This is a genomic window from Streptomyces sp. NPDC002138 (assembly GCF_040296485.1).
In the GTDB taxonomy this organism is placed as follows: Bacteria; Actinomycetota; Actinomycetes; order Streptomycetales; family Streptomycetaceae; genus Streptomyces.
This window is the reverse complement of record NZ_JBEOXE010000001.1, coordinates 79,668-103,768: the sequence shown is the minus strand read 5'-3', so window position 1 is coordinate 103,768 and position 24,101 is coordinate 79,668. Positions and strand designations below refer to the sequence as shown.

The 24,101-nt window shown below is 71.4% G+C and carries 20 protein-coding genes and 1 pseudogene; 8 read left to right on the top strand and 13 right to left on the bottom strand.

What is annotated here, in order from left to right:
- Positions 1-111: 111 nt before the first annotated feature.
- Both ABT084_RS00490 and ABT084_RS00485 read right to left on the bottom strand, forming a co-directional pair.
- Positions 112-477: a darcynin family protein gene (locus tag ABT084_RS00490; protein ID WP_351037289.1), complete on the bottom strand. Its 366-nt coding sequence runs from the start codon at positions 475-477 to the stop codon at positions 112-114.
- Between the two features lie 82 nt (positions 478-559).
- On the bottom strand, positions 560-1,453 hold the full coding sequence (locus ABT084_RS00485; protein ID WP_351037287.1) for an NAD(P)H-binding protein: 894 nt from the start codon (positions 1,451-1,453) through the stop codon (positions 560-562).
- A 104-nt stretch (positions 1,454-1,557) separates the two neighbouring features.
- On the opposite strand from ABT084_RS00485, the gene ABT084_RS00480 reads away from it, so the two are divergent.
- Complete coding sequence (locus tag ABT084_RS00480) at positions 1,558-2,490, top strand: LysR family transcriptional regulator (protein WP_351037285.1); 933 nt, start codon at positions 1,558-1,560, stop codon at positions 2,488-2,490.
- A 59-nt stretch (positions 2,491-2,549) separates the two neighbouring features.
- Here the strand turns inward: ABT084_RS00480 and ABT084_RS00475 are convergent, their stop codons facing one another.
- Positions 2,550-2,738 carry a hypothetical protein gene (locus tag ABT084_RS00475; protein WP_351037283.1) on the bottom strand — a complete coding sequence of 63 codons (189 nt, stop codon included), beginning with the start codon at positions 2,736-2,738 and terminating at the stop codon, positions 2,550-2,552.
- Positions 2,739-2,956: 218 nt separating this feature from the next.
- Here ABT084_RS00475 and ABT084_RS00470 point away from each other — a divergent pair, with 218 nt between their 5' ends.
- The 4 genes from ABT084_RS00470 (at position 2,957) to ABT084_RS00455 (ending at position 6,977) form a co-directional block, all read left to right on the top strand.
- Entirely contained in the window at positions 2,957-4,336 is a 1,380-nt protein-coding gene (locus tag ABT084_RS00470; protein ID WP_351037282.1) for an NsdA family TPR-like regulatory protein, read from the top strand.
- A gap of 189 nt (positions 4,337-4,525) precedes the next feature.
- Positions 4,526-5,047 carry a hypothetical protein gene (locus ABT084_RS00465; protein WP_351037281.1) on the top strand — a complete coding sequence of 174 codons (522 nt, stop codon included), beginning with the start codon at positions 4,526-4,528 and terminating at the stop codon, positions 5,045-5,047.
- A 20-nt stretch (positions 5,048-5,067) separates the two neighbouring features.
- The gene (locus ABT084_RS00460; RefSeq protein ID WP_502968796.1) at positions 5,068-6,261 is read left to right on the top strand and encodes a sensor histidine kinase; all 1,194 of its coding nucleotides are present in this window, start codon (positions 5,068-5,070) and stop codon (positions 6,259-6,261) included.
- A 77-nt stretch (positions 6,262-6,338) separates the two neighbouring features.
- Entirely contained in the window at positions 6,339-6,977 is a 639-nt protein-coding gene (locus ABT084_RS00455; RefSeq protein WP_351037512.1) for a response regulator, read from the top strand.
- A gap of 86 nt (positions 6,978-7,063) precedes the next feature.
- On the opposite strand, the gene ABT084_RS00450 is transcribed toward ABT084_RS00455, so the two are convergent.
- The 9 genes and pseudogenes from ABT084_RS00450 to ABT084_RS00410 form a co-directional block, all read right to left on the bottom strand.
- On the bottom strand, positions 7,064-8,224 hold the full coding sequence (locus ABT084_RS00450) for an ALF repeat-containing protein (RefSeq protein ID WP_351037278.1): 1,161 nt from the start codon (positions 8,222-8,224) through the stop codon (positions 7,064-7,066).
- Positions 8,225-8,385: 161 nt separating this feature from the next.
- Positions 8,386-9,015, bottom strand: a complete 630-nt coding sequence (locus tag ABT084_RS00445; RefSeq protein ID WP_351037277.1) for a class I SAM-dependent methyltransferase — start codon at positions 9,013-9,015, stop codon at positions 8,386-8,388.
- A gap of 95 nt (positions 9,016-9,110) precedes the next feature.
- Positions 9,111-10,391, bottom strand: a complete 1,281-nt coding sequence (locus ABT084_RS00440; protein ID WP_351037275.1) for a serine hydrolase domain-containing protein — start codon at positions 10,389-10,391, stop codon at positions 9,111-9,113.
- Between the two features lie 159 nt (positions 10,392-10,550).
- Positions 10,551-10,640 (bottom strand): annotated as a pseudogene (locus ABT084_RS00435) (pyridoxamine 5'-phosphate oxidase family protein); the annotation flags it as partial.
- A 146-nt stretch (positions 10,641-10,786) separates the two neighbouring features.
- Positions 10,787-14,503: a CHAT domain-containing protein gene (locus tag ABT084_RS00430; RefSeq protein ID WP_351037273.1), complete on the bottom strand. Its 3,717-nt coding sequence runs from the start codon at positions 14,501-14,503 to the stop codon at positions 10,787-10,789.
- Positions 14,504-14,509: 6 nt separating this feature from the next.
- A complete protein-coding gene (locus tag ABT084_RS00425; protein ID WP_351037272.1) occupies positions 14,510-15,433 on the bottom strand; it encodes a hypothetical protein in 924 nt (307 codons plus the stop codon).
- A gap of 403 nt (positions 15,434-15,836) precedes the next feature.
- On the bottom strand, positions 15,837-16,238 hold the full coding sequence (locus ABT084_RS00420) for a cofilin family protein (RefSeq protein WP_351037271.1): 402 nt from the start codon (positions 16,236-16,238) through the stop codon (positions 15,837-15,839).
- Positions 16,239-16,356: 118 nt separating this feature from the next.
- On the bottom strand, positions 16,357-17,487 hold the full coding sequence (locus ABT084_RS00415; RefSeq protein ID WP_351037269.1) for a glycoside hydrolase family 12 protein: 1,131 nt from the start codon (positions 17,485-17,487) through the stop codon (positions 16,357-16,359).
- 415 nt (positions 17,488-17,902) lie between these two features.
- Entirely contained in the window at positions 17,903-18,160 is a 258-nt protein-coding gene (locus ABT084_RS00410) for a hypothetical protein (protein WP_351037267.1), read from the bottom strand.
- Positions 18,161-18,167: 7 nt separating this feature from the next.
- Between ABT084_RS00410 and ABT084_RS00405 the strand changes: the two genes are divergently transcribed.
- Positions 18,168-19,928, top strand: coding sequence for a glycoside hydrolase family 6 protein (locus ABT084_RS00405; protein WP_351037266.1), 1,761 nt, complete (start codon positions 18,168-18,170; stop codon positions 19,926-19,928).
- A 207-nt stretch (positions 19,929-20,135) separates the two neighbouring features.
- On the opposite strand, the gene ABT084_RS00400 is transcribed toward ABT084_RS00405, so the two are convergent.
- Positions 20,136-21,188, bottom strand: a complete 1,053-nt coding sequence (locus ABT084_RS00400) for a LacI family DNA-binding transcriptional regulator (protein ID WP_351037264.1) — start codon at positions 21,186-21,188, stop codon at positions 20,136-20,138.
- A gap of 456 nt (positions 21,189-21,644) precedes the next feature.
- Here ABT084_RS00400 and ABT084_RS00395 point away from each other — a divergent pair, with 456 nt between their 5' ends.
- Complete coding sequence (locus ABT084_RS00395) at positions 21,645-22,982, top strand: ABC transporter substrate-binding protein (protein WP_351037262.1); 1,338 nt, start codon at positions 21,645-21,647, stop codon at positions 22,980-22,982.
- A 96-nt stretch (positions 22,983-23,078) separates the two neighbouring features.
- Positions 23,079-24,098 carry a carbohydrate ABC transporter permease gene (locus tag ABT084_RS00390; RefSeq protein ID WP_351037260.1) on the top strand — a complete coding sequence of 340 codons (1,020 nt, stop codon included), beginning with the start codon at positions 23,079-23,081 and terminating at the stop codon, positions 24,096-24,098.
- Positions 24,099-24,101: the final 3 nt, after the last annotated feature.

The window sequence follows — 24,101 nt, the reverse complement described above, 5'->3', positions numbered from 1 at the left end:
ACCGGCCGAGCGGGGACCCGAGCGGCCGCCTCGACCGGCGCCAACGTCCGATGCCCTCCGGCCGGTTGGGGCCAGAGGGCATCGGAGGAGTCGGGCGGCGTGAGCGGTGCGTCAGGTGGCGACAGTGGCGACCGGTTCGACGCCGTAGGTGCGGGCGTAGCCGTTCTCGGTCCCGACGAGCAGGTCGACGATCTCGAAGTAGCGGTCCCAGAACGGTGTTTCGCGCAGTGCGTCGATGAGGAGCTGGTAGGCGTGGTGGTCGTCGGCCTCCCACACCCAGATGTCGGTAACGCGCGCGGAGTAGAACTCCGTGTCGTAGAAGCGCGACCGGACGCCGGTGGTCTTGGCCGCGATCGCGGGCATGACCTGGGTGGAGAAGGCGTCGACGCGCTCCTGGACGGTCAGAGCGAGCCACTCGGGTGTGGTCTTGACGAGGATGAACGCGGTGACCGGCGGTTCGGTCGTGACGGCGGCCATGAGAGTGCCTCCAAAGCGGCAGCGTGGCAGGTGGACTTGGCGGGCCGGGCGGCGTACGCGTCCCGGCGACGGGGGGCGGGCCTCAGGAGAGGACGGCGGGCTTCAGCGTCTGGGCGCACCACTGCTCGAAGCCGGTGGGCGAGGCGGTGCCCGGGGTGCGGGCGACGCCGGCGTCCAGGCCCTGGTCCTTGGCCCGCTTCATGTCGACGATGCCTTGCACGAACGCCTCGTTGAGGCCATAGCCGACAAGGGTGGTGTACAGCTCGTCGAGCGGTTGGCGTTCGTAGCGGACGGGGCGGCCGAGCTGTTCGGTCATGATGCGGGCCAGGTCGTGCGGAGACAGGTCCTGCGGGCCGAGGACCGGGACGCTGTCGACGCCGGTCCACGAGCGGTCCAGCAGCAGGCCGGCGGCGGCGGCCGCGATGTCGGCTACAGCGACGAGGGGGGCCTTGCGGTCGGCGTCGACGACGTCGGTGAAGACGCCCGTGTCGCGGATCGAGCCGGCCTCCTCCAGGAGGTTCTCGAAGAAGGACGGGTTGGCCAGGGCCCGGTAGGCGACGCCGGCTTCGGCGATGAGGTCGTCCATGGCGAGGGACGCGGTGACCAGGCCGGCCCGGCCGGCGAGCGGGGTGCCGCGGCCGAGCGCGGAGACGCCGACCACATGGCCGACGCCGTGGGTGGCGAGCGCCTTCACCGCGGGGCGGGTGAAGCCGCTGAACGCGTCCAGCGGGCTCAGGGAGGCGTCCGGGGGAACGAGCCAGAAGACGGCGTCCGCACCCTCGAAGGCCCGGTCGAGGACTTCGGCGTCCCCGTGCGAGCCGGTGACCACCTCGACGCGTCCGCGCGCCGCGTCCGGCAGCCGGGCGGGATCGCGCACGATCACGCGCAGTTGCTCGCCCGCGGCGGGGGCGGCCTCCAGGAGCCGGGAGAGCAGCGGACGGCCGATGTTCCCGGTGGGAGCGGTAATGACGATCATGAAAACCTCGCAGGTCGTGCCGGATCGGTACACCCCCCATCCTGCGAAGGGCCGTGGTGTTGCCACAATGGGAACTTCAGCATGGAATCATTGACGGAAATGGAATGATGCTGGTGAACACCCCCGATCCGGTCCTCGACGCCAATCTCGCCATCGCGCTGGACGCCTTGCTGGCCGAGAACAGCGTCACCCGCGCCGCCGCCCGCCTGCACACCTCGCCCGCCGCCATGAGCCGCACCCTCGCCCGGCTGCGCCGCGTCCTGCAGGACCCCCTCCTCGTCCGGGCCGGGCAGACCATGGTCCCCACCCCGCGCGCCCAGGCCCTGCGCGGCGAAGCCGCCGCGGTGGTCCGCAGCCTCGGGGCGCTGCTCAGCCCCGGCACGGGCGTCGACCTCGCCGGCCTGCGCAGCACCTTCACCCTGCAGGCCGCCGACCTGGTCGGGGCGGCGCTGACCCCCGGCCTGCTCCGGCTGGCCCGACAGGAGGCGCCCGGGGTCTCGTTCCGGCTCCGGGCCGAGGAACTGGAGGCCGGAACCGCCCTGCGCGACGGCCGGATCGACCTGGAGATCGGATCCATCGACCACGTCGGCCCCGAGACCCGGGTCGAGGAGCTGGTCAGCCTCCGCATGGTGGCGGCCGTCCGCTCCGGCCACCCCCTGACCGAAGGACCGCTGACCCCGGCCCGGTTCGCCGCCGCCGAACACGTCGCGGTCAGCCGCCGCGGCCGGTTCAGCGGCCCCCTGGACACGGCCCTGGCCGAGCTGGACCTCCACCGGCGGGTCGGCGTCGTCCTCCCCAGCCACCTGGCCGCGATGACCCTGGCCGCGCGGAGCGACATCGTCTGCCTCGTCCCCGCCGCGCCGCCCGGCGCTGCCCCCTCACCCCTCACCGACGACGCGCGCGCCCTCGGACTGCACCTCCTCGACATCCCCCTGGCGCTGCCGCCGCTGATCATCGGCATGGCCTGGCACCCCCGGCACACGGCCGACGGAGCCCACCGCTGGCTCCGCGACGCCGTCCGCCGGACGCTCCGGTGACCCCTTCGCACGCCCCGGGCCCCCGCCACGCATCCGGCCGGGGCCTCGGGGCCGGTGCGTCACGCGCGGTCGCCGCCCTCGGGCTTCGCCAGCAGCGCCTGGAGGACGACATCCACCAGGGCCGTCGCCACCATGGTCATGAGGTCGTCGACCGGGAAGACGCCCCACACCACCATGGCCAAGCACACGAGCACCAGGAGGTGCTTCCGCGGTGCGGAGTCCGCGGCCTTACGCGTTTCCTCACACATTGCCTTCTCCCCATCTCTGCGCCGGCGGTTCGCTGCCCCGTCAGGCCCGGTTGACAGCACAACTGTTGAGGTCGGCGCGGCCCTGGGCACAGACACACTCGGCGGACGGGATGTGCGTCGGGGGGCTCACAAAGGGCGCACCGGCGGCAAAGGCTTCGTAAAGCTGCGGAGCGCTCCTAACCTGGAGTCAGCCGGAGCATTTACGTCGGGGGTATGAGATGAGCGATCGTCGAGAACCGAACGGACAGCTGCTCGACCTGCTGCTCGAAACGGGATTCACCCGCAAAGGCCTGGCCCGCCGGGTCAGTGACCTCGCCGCCTTGCAGGGCCTCACCGTGCGCTGCGATCACACCTCGGTGGCGCGCTGGCTCGCCGGCTCCATCCCCCGGGACCCGACTCCGGCGCTCCTGTCCCAAGTGTTCTCACAGCGCGTCGGCCGCTCGGTGACGGCCCGGGATCTGGGGATGCGGGTCATGTCCGAGGACCAGACGATCGGGCTCCGCTACCCCCGCAATGCCGAACGCGCCGTCGAGACGGCACTGCGTCTGTGGAGGTTCGACGTGGAACAGTCCGATTTCCTGACCAACTCCGCCTTCGTGGCGGGTGCGGTATCGGCGGCGAGCCGGGACTGGTTGATCGGCGGTCCGGTCGAGAATCTGACCTACTACAGCGGCAGCAGCCGTGTCAGCATGTCGGACGTCCGCCAGGTACGCGCCTTGGGGAACGAGTTCGAGCGGCTCAGCCACGAATTCGGATCTTTCCGCATCCGGCGCCATATGATCAATTATCTGCGCTATGACGTCGCTCCGCTGCTGAAGAAATCACGCTCCGACGAGGTGGGGCGGGCCCTGCTGCAAACGGCCGCCGAGTTCACGGCGGCGGCCGGTTACATGGCCATCGACTGCAACAAGCTGAGCCTGTCGCAGCGTTACTACACGCTGGCGCTCGGTATGGCCAACGCCGCCGATTCCCGGGAGTACGGGGCGCAGGTCATGGCGACCCACCTGGGGCACCTCGCCCTGTACGCCCAGCACCCGGCGGAGGCGGTGCAGCTGGCCGTGGCGGCCAGGTCCCGGGGGCACCGGCGCGACGACCCGCTGGCGCACGCGGTGGCCTGGGTGGTCGAAGCCCGGGGATACGCCCGGTTGGGCGATGCGCGGGCAAGCTCGATGGCGCTCGTGGAAGCCGAACGGCACTTCGGCAGGTCCCGGTCCACGGACGATTCGGCGCCCTACCTGAGCTATTTCAAGGAGGCCTACCTCGCGGACGCGTTCGCGCACTGCTTCCGGGACCTCAAGCAGCCCGCGAAGGCGAGGCACTACGCGGAGGCGGCCCTGAACGACCTCCCCGAGACCTACGTCCGGCGGCGGTCCATCAACACCGGCATCCTCGCCCACGCGAGTCTGCTGGACAACGAGCCGGAAGAGGCGGCCCGGCACGGCCTGGAGGCCCTGCGGCTCACCCGCCAGCTCCACTCCCCGCGCGCCTTCCGCAGGATCGCCCGGCTGCGCAAGCAGTTCGAGCCCTACCCGAGGAGCGCCGAGGTGTCCGCCTTCCTCCACGGCTCCGCCGAACTGCTGGCCGACGTCCACGCGTGAGCGACGGCGGCCGGGGCCGCCCGCCCGCCCGCCCGCCCACCCGCCCACCCGGCGCAGGAGTCTCCACCCGCCCTGTCCACCCCTCGTCTCCACCCCTCGTCTCCACCCCTCGTCTCCACCCCCGTCTCCACCCCTGTTTCCACCCACGGGTCCAGGTGCCGCGAGCCGCTTCGCCGCAGTCTTGGGGGCATGACAACGACCGAGTGGATCACCGACATCGCGCTCCTCCTCATCGTCTTCCGGCAGCTCCGGGAGGGACGGCTCGACCTCAAGTCCTTCCTGATCCCGCTGGGGATCGTGGCCTTCGTGGCCAACTCGTACCTGGACACCATTCCCACCGCCGGCAACGACCTGGTGCTGATCGCGGTCCTGGTGGGCGTGGGTGCCGCGCTCGGCATCGCGGGCGGCGTCTACACCCGGATCCGGACCGTCGGCGGGCACCTCCTGATCAAGGCCGGAGCGGTGTCGGCGGTCCTGTGGATCGTGGGCATGGGCGCACGCATGGGCTTCCAGCTGTGGGTCGAGCACGGCGGGGCCGCCGACGTGGCGCGGTTCAGCGTCACCCACCAGATCACCAGCGACAAGGCCTGGGTGGCGGCGTTCGTCCTCATGGCCCTCACCGAGGTGGTCACGCGACTGGCGACGATCTTCATCCGGAGCCGGAGCCGCGCGGTGACCCGCCCCGTGCCCGTCCTCGACCACACGGCCTGACCGTGCAGTACGTTCGGCGCATGCTCACCACCCAAAGCGCTCCGCCCCCCGGGAAGTCACCGTCCCCGGGGGCGGTCCCGCATCCGATTCCCGGACAGGACCCGCGGGTCCGGTGGGCGATGACCCTGGCGGTCATCGTCGCCGGGATCGTGACGGTCAGGCCGATGGGCTTCAGCGGCCGGGGCCTGGCCGTCGCCGCCCTCTTCGCGGTCAGCACGGCCGCGCTGCTGGCCCGGGGCCTGCCCGAGAACGCCGCGACCCAGCGGTTCGCCCCCGTCTGGCTCACCGGCGGGGTCGTCGCGGCGGCCGCCCTGATCGGCCTCAGCAGCAGTGGTACGGGGTACCTCTTCGCCTTCTTCCTGGCCGGTCACATCGGATACCGGCTGGAGACCAGGCGGGCCCTGGCCCTCGCGGGGCTCTGCAGCGTGCTCTGCGCCGGCGTCTTGTACGTCCACCTCGGCTCGTGGCAGCAGCCGTTGCCGTGGACCGTCGGCCTCGCCGCCGGCGCGCCGGTCCTGGTCGGGATCATCAACCGCAGCCAGCGCCAGGCCGTACGGGCGGTGATCGCGGCGTCCGAGTCGGCCGAACGCGCCGCCCTGGCCGAGGCGCGGACGGCCGTACTGACCGAACGCGGCCGGATCGCCCGGGACGTGCACGATGTACTGGCGCACTCGCTGGCCGGGATCAACATGCAGCTGGAGCTGGCCGACGCGTTGATCGAAACCGGTGACCTGGAGAAGGTCCGGGAAGCCAACGCCAAGGCCCACTCCCTGGTCAAGGAGAGCCTGAAGCAGGCGCAATGGACCGTGCACGCGCTGCGCGAGGACGCGCTGCCGCTCGTGGAGAGCCTCACCGCGATGGTCGAATCGTCCGGTCACCACGACTCCCTCACCGTCGTCGGTGCGGTCCGTGACGTCCCGACCCGCGTGACCCAGAACCTGCTGCGGATCGCCCAGGAGGCGCTGACCAACGCGGCTCGGCACGCGCCCGGTGCGGACGTCCGCGTGGAGCTGACGTTCGGCGCCGCATCGACGACACTGAAGATCCGTAACCGCCCCGGCACCCGGGAGGTGAACGCGGGGCTCGGCAGTGGAATGGGGCTGATCGGCATGCGTGAACGCGTCGCGCTGCTGGACGGAACCGTCACCGCGGGTCCGGTCACCGAAGGGCCCGACCGGGGCGGCTGGCACGTGGAGGCAGTGATCCCGGGATGAGCGAACCGACCGAGAAGCAGTCAGCCGAGAAGCAACCGTCCGATCAGCGACCGTCCGCCGGGCAGCAGAAGGTGAGAGTGGTCGTCGCCGACGACCAGGCCGCCGTCCGGGAGCCGCTCGCCGCGGTGCTCGGGCTGTCCGAGGACATCGACGTCGTCGCGGCCGCCGCGGACGGGACCGAGGTGCTGACGGCGGTCGCCGCGGGGGCGGTGGACGTGGTGCTGATGGATCTGAGAATGCCCGTCATGGACGGCATCGAGACCACCCGCCGACTGACCGAGGAACACCCGCGGGTGGCGGTGGTCGTGCTCACCACCTTCGCCGACGACGACTCGATCCTGGGCGCGCTGGGGGCGGGAGCCCGCGGGTACCTGACCAAGAACGCGGGACGCCAGGACATCATCCGGGCCATCCGCGCCGCGGCCGCCGGTCAGTCCGTGCTCGACCGCGAGGTGCAGGACCGGCTGCTCGCCACCGCCAGGACCACGGCGACGAAGACCCCCGTACGGGGCCCCGCCCTGCCCGCGGACCTCACCCCCCGCGAACGCGAGGTGCTCACGCTGATCGGCCAGGGGCTGCCCAACCGGGGCATCGCCGAGAAGCTCTTCATCAGCGAGGCCACCGTCAAGACCCACATCAACAACCTGTTCGCCAAGGCCGACATCCCCGACCGCGCGGCCGCCGTCCGCCGCGCCATCGAGGCCGGCCTGGCCTGACGGATGTCGTCACCCGCGATCGGGCGGCGGCGGGGTGTACGCGTGGCCCGGGGCCGGCCGCGGTGTCGCGGCCGGCCCCGGCCTGGTCAGCGTGCGGCGGCGGCGCGGCGCATGCGTGCGGCGAGCAGGATGCCCGCGCCCGCGACGAGTGCGGTGCCCGCACCGCCCGCGATCAGACCCGCGTCACCCGCGCCGGTGGCGGCGAGGGGGGAACCGCTGCCGCCCTGGGGGGTGACAGCGGTGTTACCGGTGCCGGACCCGGAGCCCGTGCCGGTGCCCGCACCCGTGCCGGAGTTGTTCTGGCCCTGCTGGCCCTGCTGGCCCTTGTCCTTGCCGTTCTCCTGCTGGGTCTTCTTGTCCTTGGCGCGCGCCTCGTGCTGACCCGTCTTGAGGAACTCGACGCGGTCGGCTGCGGTGCCCTTCAGTGCGGCGCGACCGGCCTTCACGAGTTCCGGTCCCCCGCCGTCGATGATCTTCGCGATCGCGACGCGGTTGTCCTCGTCGCGCAGCGCGTACTGGGTCACCTCGAGGAACCGGCGCAGCTCCGCCGGGGTCGGGGAACCGCCCAGGAGCTTGCTGATCGCCTCGGTCAGGATGGGGCCGTCCCAGCCCTCGTCGATGCGCGCGAGCTCGACCCGGTCGTCGGAGGCCTGCGCGAGGTACTGTCCCGTCGCCAGGAAGGCGATGCGGTCCGCGGGCGTGCCCTGGAGGGCCTTCTTGGCCGCTTCCTTCACTTCGGTGCCACCGGTTCCGACCAGCCTGGAGATGGCGACCTTGTTGTCGTCGTCGCGCAGCTCGTGCTGAGTGACGTCGTAGAAGTGGCGCAGCTGCTCCAGCGTCTGCTTGTCGGTCTTGAAGAGCTTGTTGATGCCTTCCTTCAGGCCGGGGCCGGCGCCGTTCAGGAGGCGGGTGATGAGCACCCGGTAGTCGTCGAGACGGATGCTGTGCTGGTCGGTCTCGATGAACTTGCGCATGGCCGCGGGGCCGTCGGCGATGGCCTTGTTGCCGGCTTCCTTCATGTACGCGCTGGCCATCGGATCGGCGATGATGCCGAGGATGGTCTTGCGGTCCTGCTCCGCCTGGTCCTTGTCGCCATGGTCGGCCGCCGCCTGGTCAGGTGCGGTCGGAGCCGTGGGACGGGTGGACGCGGCGGCCTCCTCGCCGGCGGCGAAGGCCGGTGACGCGATGAGGACGACGGGCGCCAGAGCGGCGGTGGTGACCGCTGCGGCGATCCGGGACAACTTCATGGACATAACCCCCTGGAAACTGTTCTTACGCGGCGTAAGACTCACCAACCACCGCAATGGTTGTACGGCACATCAAGAACAGAACCAGGGGCCGGAACGGAAGCCGGAACGGAAGCCGGAACGGAAGCCGGAGCAGGAGCCCCCGCGGGTCCGCCGAGGGATCAGGCGGGGCGTGTCGCGTAGCAGAAGAAGTGCTCCTCGGGCCCGGCGAGGGGGTCCGCGGGTACGAAGGACGAGGTGTGCTGGTGCAGCACGTCCAGCCCGGCCGCCGTCAGCCGTCGCAGGTGCTGTTCCGCGGACAGGCTGCTGACGGTCACGGCGTGGCCCATCCACTCGATGTCCAGCCCCCGGATGTCTCCCGGGACCGTGGCGAGCACGAGGTAGCCGCCCGGCGCGACCCAGGACGCCATGCGGTCGAGGGCGGCCTCGATGTCCGGCTGGTCCATCACCAGGAGCGGGAAGAAGGAGCAGACGGCGTCGAAGCCACCGGCGTCCGGTACGTACGTGCGGACGTCGGCCTGCTCGAAACGCGCCCCGGGCACCCGGGCGCGCGCCGCCTCGACCATGGCCGCCGAGACGTCGATGCCGGTCACGGTGTGTCCCGCCCGGGCGAGCGCCTCCGCCGTCGGCCGGCCGGTGCCGCTGCCCACGTCCAGCACCCGGGCCCCGGCGGGCAGCCGCTCCGCGAGCCAGTCCAGGGCCTCCAGTTGCTCGGGTACCGACCCGAACAGGTCCTCGTACCGCTCACCCAGCGCGTCGAACACCTCCGCCGCGCTCTTGCGTCGCGTCATGTCCCCTCCTCGTCTCGGCTGTCGCCACGCTACCGGCGACCGCGGCCGTACGGGGGCGTTCGCGGGTCCCGGGCCGGGCCCGGGACCCGCGGAGGTCAGCGGCGCTCCGGCAGGTCCTTCTCGGCCGGGGCGGGCGCCGGGGCCGTGGTGGGGGCCGATGCCGGACCGCGCGCGGCGGTGTTGCTCTTCGGCGCCGCGGGCTTGCCGCAGAACGCCGCCTCCAGCGTGCCGCCGAGGGCGGTGTTGGCCGCTCCGTCGTTCGAGGTGTTCGCCATGGCGGAGAGGCTGCGCTTCCCGTCACGGGTGGTGAAGGCGTAGGTGTAGAAGCCCTGCACGGTGCCGGTGTGCCCGAACACCTGGGTACCGCACGACAGGTCGTAGCGCCGCAGACCCAGGCCGTAGAAGCGGGTCTTCGCCGCGTCCGTCGGGGTCATGGTGGTCATCATGTCGAGCATGCGCGCCGGCAGCAGCTTGCCGCCGACCAGCCCGGACATGAAGGTGCTCAGGTCGGCCGCGTTGGAGATCACCGCTCCGGCGGTCTGCGCCCAGGACACCGTCTGCTCGGTGGAGTCGACCAGCGGCTGCCCGTCCTCGTCCGGGTGGAGGTAGCCGTGGGCGTGCCGGCCGCGGATGACGGTGGAGGGGTGCACGTAGGAGGTGTTGCGCAGCTTCAGCGGCTTGATGATGCGGCGGTCGTACTCCTTCTCCACCGGCTTCCCGGTCACCTTCTCGATGATCATGCCGACGACCACGAAGTTGGTGTTCGAGTAGCTGTACGACACGCCGGGCTCGGCCGTCCGCGGCTCGGCGAGCGAGAGGTCGACCAGCTCCTGGTAGCTGAACACCTTGTTGCGCACGGCCTCGAAGCCCGGGACGGTGTTCTCGAACATCGCGTTCGTGTAGTCCGACAGACCGCTGCGGTGGGTCAGCAGGTGACGCACCGTGATCCGGTCGTCCGGCAGCAGCCGCGGCAGGTACTGGTTGACCGGGGTGTCCAGGTCGACGCGGCCCTCGTTCACCAGCTGGAGCAGCACGACGGAGGAGAACGTCTTGGAGACGCTGCCGATCCGGAACCGCGACCGCACGTCCATCGGGGTGCCGTGGGCGGTGTCCTGGATGCCCAGGGTCTTGCTCTTCACCCCGTCCGGACCGGTGTAGCGGGCCAGGGCGCCCGGCGCGCCCGCGTCCAGCGTGCTCTGGAGGGCCTTGGCCAGGGCCTCCATGTCGGGGGTGACCTGCTGGGACTGCGCGGTCGGCGCGGCGGCGGCAGGCTGGGTGACCGGGGCGGCGTAGGCCGCGGTGGCCGGGACGACACCGGCTGTGAGGGCGAGCAGGGCGGCACTCACGGCCAGGCGTCGCTCGAGGGACAGGCGCACGTATTCCTCAACTCAATGCGTGGGGGCAGGACATGCGAAAGCACGGCCGCCGCGGGAGACAACTCCGGGCACGACGGACATTCCTGAGCTTACGGAAGATCATCGGGCGATGGACACCCACCTCGCCCCACAAGGTGCGGCGCGTTCCGTCACCCGCCGTTACTCCAGCCACGTTCCGTCACGCATGATGACTCTGCCACGCAGCTCCCGTACGCCGCGCCAGGCGCGCACCGTCTTCGGCACCACGCGCCGTGACCAGTCGTTCGAGAGAGTCCCGCTTGCGTGCGGTGAGTTGACGCGGGACGAGTTCCGTGTGCTGCATGAGAGCCGACCCCAGTCAGCGGGCGCGCGCCGCACATGGGGCGCCGGTCCTACGCCCAACGGCGGACGGACCCTCAGCCGCCGAGGTGGATGAAGGCGGCCCAGAAGCGGGGATCGGCATAGCAGGGAGCCTGCTGCGGAAAGCGCTCGAGGACGGCGACGGCCTCGCGCAGGCGGGACCGTGCCGGTTCGTCGACGGCGTCGAGGAGGGCGCCGCACCACCGGGACAGCTGCCCGGCCGTGGAGTCCCGCAGCCACAACTGGGCCGCGCGCAGCGCCTGGCCGGTGCCCGAGGGCAGTTCGTGGTAGAAGCGGGTGGCGAGGAGCATGGTCGGCAGGTCCTGCACGTTCCACAGGGAGGCGATCACCTCCGCCGCACCGGCCTGGAGGAGCCCCGACGCCAGCCCGATGGCCTCGTCGGGCAGGAACCGGTCGGTCGACGCCGTACCGCAGGCCGATGCGAAGACCAGCCGGACACCGCGGAAGGCGCGCCGCGCCATGATCTCGCGGAGCGTGATGCGGGTGTCCCGGGCCAGCAGGAAGGCCGACTCCAGCGGGGTGGCGGGGTCGAAGAGGCCGTGACACGCGAGGTGGACGTGCGTCGCCCCGGGCAGGTCCTCCTTCAGGAAGACGGAGGCGGTGGCCGCCGTGCCCTGGCGCAGTGTGTACCGCGACCAGGGGCCCAGCGCGACGGCGGCGGCCGCCTCCGCCCACGCGAAGCCCAGATCGTCCGTGGGGTCCCCGACCGCCGCCAGCGCCGTCGGCCCCGGCCGCGACCTCGGCCGACGGGCCAGCAGGGCGGCCGACGGAGCGAAGGAGACCGTGAACTCGTCCACCAGGCAGCGGCCGTCATGTGCGACGGCGTGCAGCGGCACCCCCGCCAGCGGACCGCACGCGACCAGGGTCACCTCCGTGACGCGGAGTCCGCGCAGCCACGCCGCCAGTTCTCCGACGATCCGGTCCTGGAGCGCGGCGACCGGGTCCTCCTCGGGCGCCACGTCCCGCACGTCCGCCGTACGGACGTCGATGTCGAGGCTTCCCTCGGCGTCCCGCCGGACGAGCAGGAGACGCGCTGTCCCGTGCGACACGTAGACGTAGACCAGGGGGCGGTGCGGGGGCGCCGCGAGCGACAGTTCACCGATGCCCGGCGGCCCGAGCGGCTCCACCGCCACCGTGAGTCGCGCGAGCGCGGCGTCCCGCTCCGCGCGCGCCGTGGCGATGGCCCGGACGAGCGTCGACTGCAGCCGCTCGAGATCGCCCGTACCGAAGCGGCTGACGGCCACCGACTGCTCGGCGGCCCCGAGTTGCGCGAGGCGCGCGTCGGCCGCCCGGTAGGCGTCGTAGGCCTCGGAGTCGGCGTCCCTCGCCCTGCGCAGCGCCTCCTCGTCCTGCTGCAGGATCTCGCCCAGTTCACGGGCCCGGGTCCGCTCCAGAAGGAGGACGGCGTCGAGCGTGCGTCCCGCCGCGACCATGGCGGTGACGATCTCCATGACGTCCTCCGCGGCGGCGTGCTGCTCCATGTGGCGGCTCTGCCGGAGCAACGCCTCCTGGTACAGGCTCTCGTGGAGCTCGGCGGCCCGCGCCCCCGCGTCGGCGGCCGCCGGCAGGTCTCCCGCGTCGCTGAGCATCCGCAGGTAGAGCAGGCAGGCCCGGTACGCGTCGGTGCGCTGTCCCCTCTCGATGAGCAGTTTGATCGTCTTCTCGTGCGCGACGCGGTCCTGCGACGGCTCCAGCTGCGCGAGGTTGAGCCGTACGGTCGCCCACTCCCGGGGATTGTTCTCGAAGGTCAGCACCCGCAGGGCGGCGCGGAAGTGCGCGGCAGCGGCGGTGAGTTGCGCCGGCACCCTGGTCTGCATCCGCATGGCGCCCAGGAACGACTGGGTCAGCGCCCACTGCCTGGGGGCGGAGGCCTCGGTGAACACCTGGAGGCAGGAAGTGAGATGAACGATGGCGCGCTCCAGGTCCGGTTCCGCGCGCACCTCCGCGTCACCCAGCGCGACCCCGAGGGAGAACTCGGCCGAGGCCCACAGCTCGGGTTGGTCCGCGAGCGTGAGGACGGAGAGGGCGTCCATGAACGCCGCGACCGCGAGCCGTTGGGTGGCCTCGACGTCCCTGCCGCGCATCATGCTGTAGGCGACGCCGAGCGAAGTCTGGGACATGGCCCAGTCCATCGGCATCGTTTCCTTGGGCTGCGCCACGAGGGACGCGCGGTAGTGCTCGATGGCGCGCCAGAGGTTCGCCTCGCGGCCTTCCGCGAGGCGGTCACGGTACAGGCGCGCGAGGTTGTGGTGGACGTCCCCGCGGCGCACGGCGTCCGTGACGGGGTCGAGCAGGTCGAGGGCCGCACGGGCGGCGGCGATCGCGTCTTCGATGTTCTGCTCGGGCTCGCCCGTCGTGAGGCTGGGCAGGAGTCGCGCCAGCACACCGAGCAGACCCGCCCGGATCTCCCTGTCGGCATCCGCCGGCAGGGCGTCCAGGGTGGTGCGGCACAGGCCGATCGCCCGGTCGACGCTGTCCCGGCGGTCGGTGCGGTCGGCGTCGTCCACCAGGGACTGGGCGAGGGAGATGACGAAAGCGGCACGGCGAGGGTGGTCGGGGGGCGCCTGCGCCAGACAGTGTTCGAGGAGTTCCAGGGCCGCGGCCGTGTTGGCCGCGGGGTCACCGGCCCGGCGTCGGGTGTAGGCGACGGCGAGGTTGTGCCTGATCTCCAGGCCGACACCGAACTCGACGGTCTCGGGCAGGTCCAGGACGCCCCGCAGGAGCGTGATGGCCTCGTCGGTGTCGATCGGTCCGTTGGTGCGGACCGAGAGGATCTCTTCGGCCAGGGCCGTGGAGAGGACCACCCACGCGTCCCCGGCGGTTTCGTACGGGTTCATGGCGAGGGTCTCGCGGAGCTTGGCCACCCGTGTGTCGTGGTCGGGGACCTTCGTGACTTCCCCGACGAACGCGAAGACGTCCATCCGCCCGGGTTCCTCACCTTCCCCGGGAGTCCCCTCGGGTGCGTTCTCCTCGACCCATTCCTGCAACCTCCGCAGCTTCAGCACCAGTTCGGCCGCGTACCGCCGCTCGGGGCCCTCGGGCAGGAGCCGCTCGCTCTCCATCGCCAGGCCTACCGCGCGCGCCACCTGGGCCCGGTGGGCCGCGGGGCTCGCGTCGAAGAGGTTGACGATCGACAACGCCAGGGACAGCTGGTAGCGGGGAAGGTCCGGATCACTCGGATCCCGCAGCAGCCGCTCGAGCGCGTCGCTCCGCAGGCGTAACAACGAACGCGGCATGGAAGGCGGCACGGGACGCGTCAGAGGCGGCTCCATGGACGGCGCCGAGGACGGTGTCGAGGCAGGAGCCGGCTCGTCCGTGTGCTCTTCGATCAGCCTGCACACCCAGCGGCACAGCGCCCGCGCGGAGGTGTCCCGCGGCGGATCGTCCACGAGGGACCACATGGTCCGGGCCGTCGTGAGCAGGTCGTCGGTCCCATTGGTCAGGCGGTACCGGCGCTCCTGGGCCCGGCCCAGAGTGAAGCTCCCGATGGCCCGGTGACCAGGCGGAATTCCGGGCAGCGCGAGCGCACTCTCCAGGTGGGTCAGGGCCGCCGCCAGGTCTTCGAGGCGGGCGTCCCGGTCGTACCTCGCGATACGGGTCAGGCCCAGGGCGGCCAGCGTCGACCAGCGCTCCGCCGGTGGCATGGCGGCGAAGCCCGGATGCGTCATGACCGCCTCCCAGGCCGCGACGACCACGTCGGGGTCGGTCTCCTCGGGAAGCCGCGCGGCATGGTGGAACAGCTCGTTCAGCACGGTCGGTCACCCTTCGAGTGGGGCGAAGACCGGGTCCGGTCGACGGGATCCGGCGGAGAGGTAAGCGGTCAGCCGCCGGCCCGCCTCGTACTCCACCAGCGGGTCCCGTGGCAGCGGCCAGCGCAGGGACACGTACAGCTGGTGCCGGTACAAGTCGAAGCAGGATTCGACGAGTTCCGCATGGGCCCGGGCCGAGGCCAGCAGGAAGCCCCGGTAGGTGAGGAGCGCGGCGAGCAGGGACACGGGGATCGCCCAGAGGCTCCACACCGACCACACCGAAGCGGCGACGGCGCAGACCCACACGTGGGTGACGAGGAGCAACGACCGGTGCGCCGCGGTGACTTCGTCCTTGGCCGCGTCCGGGAGCAGCAGCCACAGGCGGGGCCAGCAGACGACGGGGTCCAGACCGTAGTGGGCGCGCACCCGGTCTTCCGAGGCCCGCAGTACATTGCCGAGCAGGGTCGGCATCCTCCGCGCCGGTACGAGCGGCACCGACCGGACGCGCCGGGTCAGCCGTGCGCGCTCCGCGAGCCGCTCGGCGTCGAGGGAGGCGGCCGGAGGGGCCGCGAGGAGGCGCAGCCGCGCGATGTCGGCGTCGGCCCGACGGCCCAGGCGGACCCGCAGCCATCGCCGCGGGCCCGGGAACACCCAGTACCCCTCCAGGCAGCGGACGATCGGACGGGAGAAGAACCGCAGCAGCAGCCCGGACAGGGTGAGCAGCACCAGCACCCCCACCACGGCCATCCCCTGCACCAGCGCGGGCAGGCCGGTCAGCCCCGCCGTCCAGATCCTCGCGGCGCCCAGCCAGCCGTGCCCGCGGACGGTGGCCCACCCCTCGCTGCGTATCCAGGCGGCCAGCCCGGCCAGCCAGAACAGGCAGGCCGGCGAGAACAGTGCGGTCAGCCAGCGCTCGGAGAGCTTCTCGCTCACGCCTTTCCACAGGTCACTCAGCACCGGGCCGCCATCCCGCCGTCCGGTACGTCAGAGCCGACCCGTCGCGGGGACAGCGCTCCGGGTGCGGCGCGGGGTCTCCGACATCGAGAACGGGCCACGCGTAGTCGCACCGCGCACACAGCAGCCGGTCGAAGTCGGCGAAGGCGTCACCGGCCGGCCCCTGCAAGGCCGCCCCAGCGGATCGCTCCGCCCTGCCGGCCTCCTCGGGACCGGCCGGCGTCCCGGCCCCCTCGGGAGCCCCCACCGGCTGCCGCGCGCCCGCCCCGGCGCGCTCCTGTTCCGCCCCCACGGCACCATCCCCCGCCCTGTGTTCCGCCCTCCCAGGACCATCCCCGCCGCAGCCGGGTTCATGCACGGCCACCAGGGCCGGGGCAGCCCCTCAGCCCGCCAGGGCGACCAGCCTCGCGTACTCCAGGTGGCCGGCCTGCCGGGCCGTGAGGTGGACGTGAATGTTCGGGAAGGACTCCTTCAGCGCCGTGTAGCCCTCGGTGCAGGAGTTTTCCTGGCCGTCGGCCCCCGCCGGCACCCAAAGGATCAGCAGCACCTCGTGCCGGCGCGCCCCCTCACGGGTCGCGAAGACCAGCTCGTGGACCACCAGCCGCGCCGCGTCCGGGGGAAGGGCCCGCACCAGCTCCTCGTGGGTCAGATTGCCCTCCAGCTCGAGCGCCAGGGCACCCGGCGCCTGCGCGCACTGGAAGATCACGGTGTTGACGTCTCGTCGGTCCTTCAGTCGCTGAAGGGCATCGAGACCTTCGGGCGACAGGCCGGTCGGGCTGCTCACGTACGGCTCTTTTCGGTCGGGGCCAGGAACCGGAGAATCCAACGACCGGAGCTTTACGAGGATGCGCTGATCGCGGGTCTTCCTGAGCCGGGCGGGCCCCGAACGAGGCGGGCGGGTGTCACGCGGTGGTGCAGGCGCTCCCGTTCAGGGTGAAGCCGGAGGGCTTGGTGAAGGTGCCGCCGTACGTCCCCTGGAATCCGAAGGACGCCTGGCCGCCGACCGGGATCTGCCCGTTGTAGGCCGCGTTGCCCGCCGTGACGGCGCCCGACGACGGGGAGACGTTCGCGTTCCAGGCTTGGGTGATCCGCTGCCCGGTAGGCAGGGTGAACGCGAGGTTCCAGCCGCTCACCGGGGCGGATCCCGTGTTGGTGACGGTGACGTCCGCGGTGAAGCCCCCCTGCCAGACGTTCGTCGCGTACCCGACCTTGCAGGCCGCGCCGTCTCCGGGGCCGCCCGGGTCACCGGAGGAGCCCGTGTCGACCGTCGAGTAGAAGGACGTCACGGCGAGACCGGCGCCGTTCTGCCACGGCTCGAAGCCCGCCTGGATGCTCGTCAGGTACCAACTGCTCTGCGCGAGCCCCCGGGAGACCGCTTGCCGGACGAAGTCCATGACATCGAAACTCCAGTTGGCGATCGGCGACGGCGCGACGAAGGACAGCACGTCGTTGGAGCCGTTGTTGCCCGACCACACCTGCCACTGGCGCCCGGCCACGGTGGCGGTGCCGACCTGGGCGCCCACGGGCTGGACCGGGCCGACCGTGTGGAGCCACACCATGATCTCGGTCCGGTTGACGCCGTCGGTGCGGGGCGTGGGGTCGAGCCAGATGTCGTACGCGGCGTCGTACACCGCGTCGTTCACATAGCCGTACGAGATGCTGGTGGGCGCGGTGGCGATGCGGCTGAGCTGGGCGGGAAGGTTGGTCCCGGGCGAGCAGTTGGTGTAATGGCAGCCGTTGTATACGGACGGGTACGACTTCGGGGCGCCGTTGGTGGGAACCGAACCGTCGGCCCGGGTGACCCGGAACCCCGAGTCGGTGGCGGCGACGCACTGGCTGTCGCTGGTGCCCCACCGGTTGTTCTGGACGACGTAGCGACCTTGGACCGTCGTCGACCCGAACTGTTCGCAGACGGTGGTGTCGGCCTGCGCCGCCGACGCGGCGGTGAGGAGCGCGGCCACCGGGACGAGCGTGGTGAGCAGCGCGCACAGCAGGCCGAGCACGCTGCGGGCATGGTGCGGTGAAGGTCGCATGCGGATCCTCTTCGGGGAGGCGAGGGGCGGGAGACGGGGGTGTTCCCGGGGCCCCGAGGGTGGCGACGAGCGCGGGGCCGGCGGCGACGAGGGGGAAGTGCGAGGAACGGCGAGCACAAGCTCCGAACCAGTGGGAGCGCTCCCACTGTGCAGACGGGACGCAACCACGTCAAGATGCGTGAAGAGTCGAATGCACTGCGTTGAGGAATTTACTCAACTCCCCTTTTGCTTGACGCCAGTTGGCGCTACGGTCTGGCTCCACCAGTGGGAGCGATTCCGTCAGTCGGCGCGCCGTCAGGGCGCGCCCTCGCTGCAAGGAGTCGCCCATGCGACATCCCCCACCCCCGCGTCCGTCCGCGCCGCCCGGCAAGCCGGCACGCACCGGCCGCGGCGGTGACACCGGTCCGGGCATCGCCTAGGCCGTCTCCGCGGTCACCGCCTCCGCGGTCACCGTCTCCTCCGCGGTCACCGTCTTCACGGCCACCGGCACGCGGGACCTCCTGGACGCCGCCCCGACCCCCGGGGCCCTCCACTTCGCACGGGTCCCGTGCATCACGTACGCCCACGAGGCGGGCAGGCGACTCACCCGCTCCCCCACGGTGAGCACCTGCGCGCACGCGTCCACCTCATTCGCACCGGGCTGCGCCACCACCGCGCCCCGAACGGAAGGCACCCCCGAAATGAGCCGCACGATCCCCCGCACGACCAGCCGTACCACCACCCGCACCGCCCTCCTGGCGGCCCTCGCTCTCGTCGCCGCCGCCGGCGCCAGCGCCACCGTCATGACCTCCACGGCGGGAGCCGCCGCCGCGGGCTGCAAGGTCGAGTACCAGATCTCGAACCAGTGGAACAACGGCTTCGGCGCCAACGTGATCGTCACCAACACCGGTGACCCGGTGGCTTCTTGGACCCTGGAGTGGTCCTACGCGAACGGCCAGCAGGTCACCCAGGGCTGGAACGCCGCGATCACCCAGTCCGGGGCCGCCGTGACCGCCAAGAGCCTCTCCTACAACGGGAGCCTGGCCACGGGCGGTTCGACGTCCTTCGGGTTCAACGGTTCACACAACGGCACGAACGCCGTCCCCGCGACCTTCAAGCTGAACGGCGTCACGTGCAACGGCGCCACCGACCCGTCGCAGCCGCCGACCACACCCCCGACGACGCCGCCCACCACGCCTCCGCCCTCCGGCGGCAAGGCCGACAACCCTTACGCCGGCGCCAAGGTCTATGTGAACCCCGAGTGGTCCGCCAAGGCGGCCGCCGAGCCGGGCGGCACGAGGGTGTCCAACCAGCCCACCGGTGTCTGGATCGACCGGATCGCGGCCATCACGGGCGCGAACGGCGCGATGGGGCTGCGCGATCACCTGAACGCCGCCCTGGCCCAGAAGGGCAGCGGCGAGCTCGTCGTGCAGCTGGTGATCTACAACCTGCCGGGACGGGACTGCGCCGCGCTCGCTTCCAACGGCGAGCTGGGCCCCACCGAGATCGACAAGTACAAGACGCAGTACATCGACCCGATCGCCGCGATCCTCGCCGACCCCAAGTACGCGGGCCTGCGGATCGTCACCACCGTCGAGATCGACTCGCTGCCGAACCAGGTCACCAACGTCTCCGGCCGCCCGACGGCCACCGCCAACTGCGACGTGATGAAGAGCAACGGCAACTACATCAAGGGCGTCGGTTACGCACTGAACAAGCTCGGGTCGATCGCCAACGTCTACAACTACGTGGACGCCGGACACCACGGCTGGCTCGGCTGGGACGACAACTTCGGCGCCTCGGCCGAGCTCTTCAAGCAGGCGGCGACCGCCGAGGGGTCCACGCTCTCCAAGGTGCACGGCTTCATCGTGAACACGGCCAACTACAGCGCCCTGAAGGAGGATCACTTCTCGATCGACGACTCCGTCAACGGCACTTCCGTACGACAGTCGAAGTGGGTGGACTGGAACCGGTACACCGACGAGCTGTCGTACGCCCAGGCCATGCGGACCAAGCTGGTCTCCCTGGGCTTCGACACCAACCTCGGCATGCTGATCGACACCTCCCGCAACGGCTGGGGCGGCGCCGCCCGGCCGACCGGACCGGGCGCGATGACGAGCGTCGACACCTACGTCAACGGCGGCCGCTACGACCGGCGCATCAACCCCGGCAACTGGTGCAACCAGGCGGGCGCGGGGATCGGGGAGCGGCCGCAGGCGGCCCCCGCGCCGGGCATCGACGCGTACGTGTGGATGAAGGCGCCGGGCGAGTCGGACGGGGCGAGCAAGGAGATCCCGAACGACGAGGGCAAGGGCTTCGACCGGATGTGCGACCCGACCTACACGGGCAACGTGCGGAACGGCAACAGCATGTCGGGTGCCCTCCCGAACGCGCCGCTCGCGGGCCAGTGGTTCTCCGCGCAGTTCCAGGAGCTCATGAAGAACGCCTACCCGGCACTGTGACGCACGACCGGTGAGCAGCCGGAGCGGTACGCGGCCCCATGGATCCATGGATCGCATACCGCTCCGGCCTCGGCACGAGCGACCCCGCCGCGGTCAGCCCGGGCGGCGCGGTCGGCCCGGTCAGCCCGGGCGGCGCGGTCAGCCAGGTCAGCCCGGGCGGCTCACGGTCGGCGGACCCGGTACGCATCGCCCCGGGCCGTCGTCGGCTCATGAGGAATCCCGCACGATCAGCTCCGTCGGGAGGACCCTGCGCGGCTCCTCGGCCCGCTCCCGCGTCGGGGCGGAACCGGCCCCGGACCCCTCCGCGATCTTCTGGAGCAGCAGCCGGGTCATCGTGCGGCCCATCTCCTCGATCGGCTGGCGCACGCTCGTCAGGGGCGGATCCATCAGACGGGCCACAGCCGAGTCGTCGACTCCCACGAGGGCGACGTCCTCGGGGACCCGGCGCCCGGCTTCGCGCAGCACGCCGCGCGCGCCTGCCGCCATCACGTCGGAGGCGGCGAAGACCGCGTCCAGCCCGGGGGCGCGCTCCAGGAGCTCGCGCATCGCCAGCCGGCCGCCCTCCTCGGTGAAGTCGCCGGTCGCCACGAGCGACTCGTCGGGCACGATGCCCGCCTCGGCGAGCCCCGCGCGGTAGCCGCCCAGGCGCGCGCGGGCCACGTACATGTCGAGCGGCCCGCTGATGGTCGCGATCGCGCACCGGCCCCGCCCCACGAGGTGGGCGACGGCCGCCCGGCCCGCGCCGATGTTGTCGGAGTCCACGTAGTCGACGGGCTCGGCCTCCGAGCGCCGGCCGTTCATGACGACGGGCAGCCCCAGCTGCGCTATGAGGTCGGGCAGCGGGTCGTCCCCGTGGACGGACGCCAGCAGGACGCCGTCGACCCGCTGGGCGGCCAGGTACTGCTCGAAGCGCTGCCGCTCCGCCTTCGTCCGGACCAGGGTGAGCAACAACTGCTTGTCCGCCCGGCCGAGTTCGGCGCTGACCCCGCGGATCAGGTCCAGGAAGTACGGCTCGGCGAACAGGCGGGCCTCGGTCTCCGGGATGACGAGGGCCACCGCGTCCGTCCGGCTTCCGGCCAGCGCCCGGGCCGCCTGATTGGGTACGTACCCGAGCTCGGCGACGGCGCGGGCGACGGCTTCCTTGGCCTGCTCGCTCACTCGTGGCGAGCCGTTGATGACTCGGGAGACCGTGCCCCGGCCGACGCCGGCCAGGGCCGCGACCTCTTCCAGGGTGGGTCTGGCGTTCTGCCGTCCGCTCACGACTCTCGAACTCCCCTCGTGCGACACCGCGCTCCGCGCCGTACGCGCCGCCCGGTCGGCTGATCAGGTAAGACGGTGGATCCCGCCGCCGTCCGCCGCGGGACACACGTTACGCCGACCGGAGATATGGGAGCGCTCCCACACTACCCTTGATCCCTTCGTGACGCCACGCCCCACGTCACGAGCCGACGGCGTCCCGCGCCAGAATGGGGCCGCAATCGCCCGGAACGGGCACCGCTTACCTCCGCGTAATGAAATCGCGTTCATCTCTTGACACCCGCACCCGCCAGGCAGCAACCTTCCGGCATCGATATGGGAGCGCTCCCACCCCACGTTCCCACCCCGTGTAAGCGAGAGCGACCCTCACATCCGGTCCGGGCGGGCCCTCGCCGAGCCGCGAACAGCCCACGGACCGCTTGGCGCACAACGAGCACCACCTTGGACGAGGAGAGTGGAATGCGCACATCCAGCAGCAGACGCGGACGCCGCACGGCCATCGCGGCGGTGGCCGTGGTGGCGACCGGTACGGCCTTGCTCACCGGTTGCGGCGGCGGCGACAGCGACGACGGCGCGTCCGGCGGCGAGCAGATCACGCTGCGGATCGGGACCTTCGGTTCCTTCGGCTACGACAACGCCACCGGGGCCAAGCTCTACGCCGAGTACGAGAAGGCCCACCCCCACATCAAGATCGAAGAGTCGAACGTCGCCGACGGCCAGAAGTACTGGGACACGCTCAAGCTCCGCCTCTCCCGCAACAGCGGCCTCGCGGACATCCAGGCCCTGGAGGTCGGCTACATCGCGGAGGCGACCGGCCCCGCCATGGCGGACAAGTGGACCGACCTCGGCAAGACGGGCGGCGCGGACCTCGGCGCGTTCCTCGACTGGAAGGTCAAACAGGCCACGACGGCGGACGGCAAGGTCATCGGCCTCGGCACCGACATCGGCCCCATGGCCATCTGCTACAACAAGGACCTCTTCGCCAAGGCCGGTCTGCCGACCGACCGCACCGAGGTCGCCAAGCTGTGGGCGGGCGACTGGGCGAAGTTCCTGCAGACCGGCGAGACGTACAAGAAGAACGCACCGGCCGGAACCGCCTTCCACGACTCCGCGAGCGGTCTCTTCAACGCCGTGGTCTCCAGCCAGCCGGTGCAGTACGCCAACACCAAGGGCGAGCTGGACTATGAGAACAGCCCCGGGGTGAAGAAGGCGTGGGACACCGCCGTGGCCGCGGCGAAGGGTGAACTGACGGCGAAACTACGCCAGTTCGATGAGAAGGGCACCTGGAACGCGGCCTTCAAGAACACGAAGTTCGCCACCGTCGCCTGCCCCAGCTGGATGACCGGGATCATCAAGGAGCAGGCGGGCCCGGAGAACCAGGGGAAGTGGGACATCGCCGCGCCGCCCGTGGCGGGCAACTGGGGCGGCGCCTTCCTCGGCGTGCCGAAGTCGGGCAAGCACACCAAGGAGGCGGCCGAGCTCGCGGCCTGGCTGACCGCGCCGGCGCAGCACGCCAAGGTGTTCGCCGTGAACGGCAACATCCCGTCCTCCAAGGACACGCTCAGCTCCCCGACGGTCCAGGACGCCAAGCTCCCGTACTTCGGTGAGACCCCGGTCGGCAGGATCTACTCGCAGGCCGCGGCCGGGATCACGCCCGCACCGATCAGCCGCTGGGACGGCCAGGTGAAGACCTTCCTGACCGACAACGGAATCCTCGACATCGAGCAGCGGGGCACCGACCCGGCGAAGGCCTGGGAGAACGTCAAGAAGCTGGTCAACGACAAGATCGACCACTAGGCAGTCCCGGGGGTCGCACGCGGCCCGCCGCCGCCTGCGGGCGGCGGGCCGTCACCGCCCGTACCACCGCACGCATCGATCTGGAAGGACGCCCTCGTGGCCACCTCCGTTCGGGCGACGACCGGCGGCTCCCCGCCGCCGGCCGCACCGCCCCTCGCCCCCGGCTCCGGCAAGCCCCCTTCCGGCCGCGGCCCCGGCTGGCGCAGCACGCTCTACCGCCTGGACATCAAGGCGGTCCCGTACGTCTTCGTCGCGCCCTTCTTCCTCACCTTCGCGGCCTTCGGCCTCTTCCCCCTGATCTACACGGGCTGGCTCTCGCTCCACCGGGTCGAGCTCGGCGGCAGCGCTCAGTGGAAGGGGCTGGACAACTACACCTCCCTGGCGACCAGCGAGTTCTTCTGGAACGCCCTCGCCAACACCTTCACCATCGGTGTCATCTCGACCGTGCCCCAGCTGCTGATGGCCCTCGGCCTGGCGCACCTGCTGAACTACAAGCTCCGCGGCCGGGGCTTCTTCCGGGTCGCGATCCTCGCCCCCTACGCCACCTCGATCGCCGCGGCGACGCTCGTCTTCGCGCAGTTGTTCAACACGGACTACGGCCTGATCAACACGGCCCTCGGCTGGCTGGGCTTCGACCCGGTCGCCTGGGAGTCCTCCAAGTGGCCCTCGCAGATCGCCATTTCGACGATCGTGACATGGCGCTGGACGGGCTACAACGCGCTCATCTACCTGGCCGCGATGCAGGCCGTTCCGCAGGATCTGTACGAGGCCGCGGCGCTGGACGGGGCCTCGCGCTGGCGCCAGTTCCTCAGCGTCACCATCCCCTCCATCCGGCCGACGATCCTCTTCACGGTCATCGTGTCCACGATCGGGGCCACCCAGCTCTTCGGCGAACCGATGCTCTTCGGCGGCAGCGTCGGCATCAGCGGCGGCAGCGGCAACCAGTTCCAGACGCTGAGCCTGCTCATGTACGAGAAGGGGTGGGTGACCGGCGCGCTGGGCCAGGCCTCCGCCATCGCCTGGGTCATGCTGCTGCTCCTCCTGCTCATCGGCGGCGTCCAGGCGCTGATCAGCCGCTCGAACCGCAAGCGCAAGCGCAAGAAGCCGGGGAGCTGAACT

Coding starts and splice junctions, on each gene's coding strand:
- ABT084_RS00465 (WP_351037281.1), top strand. CDS start 4,526: ATGACAACGACCGAGTGGATCACCGACATCGCGCTCCTCCTCATCGTC.
- ABT084_RS00490 (WP_351037289.1), bottom strand. CDS start 477: ATGGCCGCCGTCACGACCGAACCGCCGGTCACCGCGTTCATCCTCGTC.
- ABT084_RS00475 (WP_351037283.1), bottom strand. CDS start 2,738: ATGTGTGAGGAAACGCGTAAGGCCGCGGACTCCGCACCGCGGAAGCAC.
- ABT084_RS00405 (WP_351037266.1), top strand. CDS start 18,168: ATGAGCCGCACGATCCCCCGCACGACCAGCCGTACCACCACCCGCACC.
- ABT084_RS00415 (WP_351037269.1), bottom strand. CDS start 17,487: ATGCGACCTTCACCGCACCATGCCCGCAGCGTGCTCGGCCTGCTGTGC.
- ABT084_RS00485 (WP_351037287.1), bottom strand. CDS start 1,453: ATGATCGTCATTACCGCTCCCACCGGGAACATCGGCCGTCCGCTGCTC.
- ABT084_RS00460 (WP_502968796.1), top strand. CDS start 5,068: ATGCTCACCACCCAAAGCGCTCCGCCCCCCGGGAAGTCACCGTCCCCG.
- ABT084_RS00480 (WP_351037285.1), top strand. CDS start 1,558: ATGATGCTGGTGAACACCCCCGATCCGGTCCTCGACGCCAATCTCGCC.
- ABT084_RS00470 (WP_351037282.1), top strand. CDS start 2,957: ATGAGCGATCGTCGAGAACCGAACGGACAGCTGCTCGACCTGCTGCTC.
- ABT084_RS00395 (WP_351037262.1), top strand. CDS start 21,645: ATGCGCACATCCAGCAGCAGACGCGGACGCCGCACGGCCATCGCGGCG.
- ABT084_RS00450 (WP_351037278.1), bottom strand. CDS start 8,224: ATGAAGTTGTCCCGGATCGCCGCAGCGGTCACCACCGCCGCTCTGGCG.
- ABT084_RS00445 (WP_351037277.1), bottom strand. CDS start 9,015: ATGACGCGACGCAAGAGCGCGGCGGAGGTGTTCGACGCGCTGGGTGAG.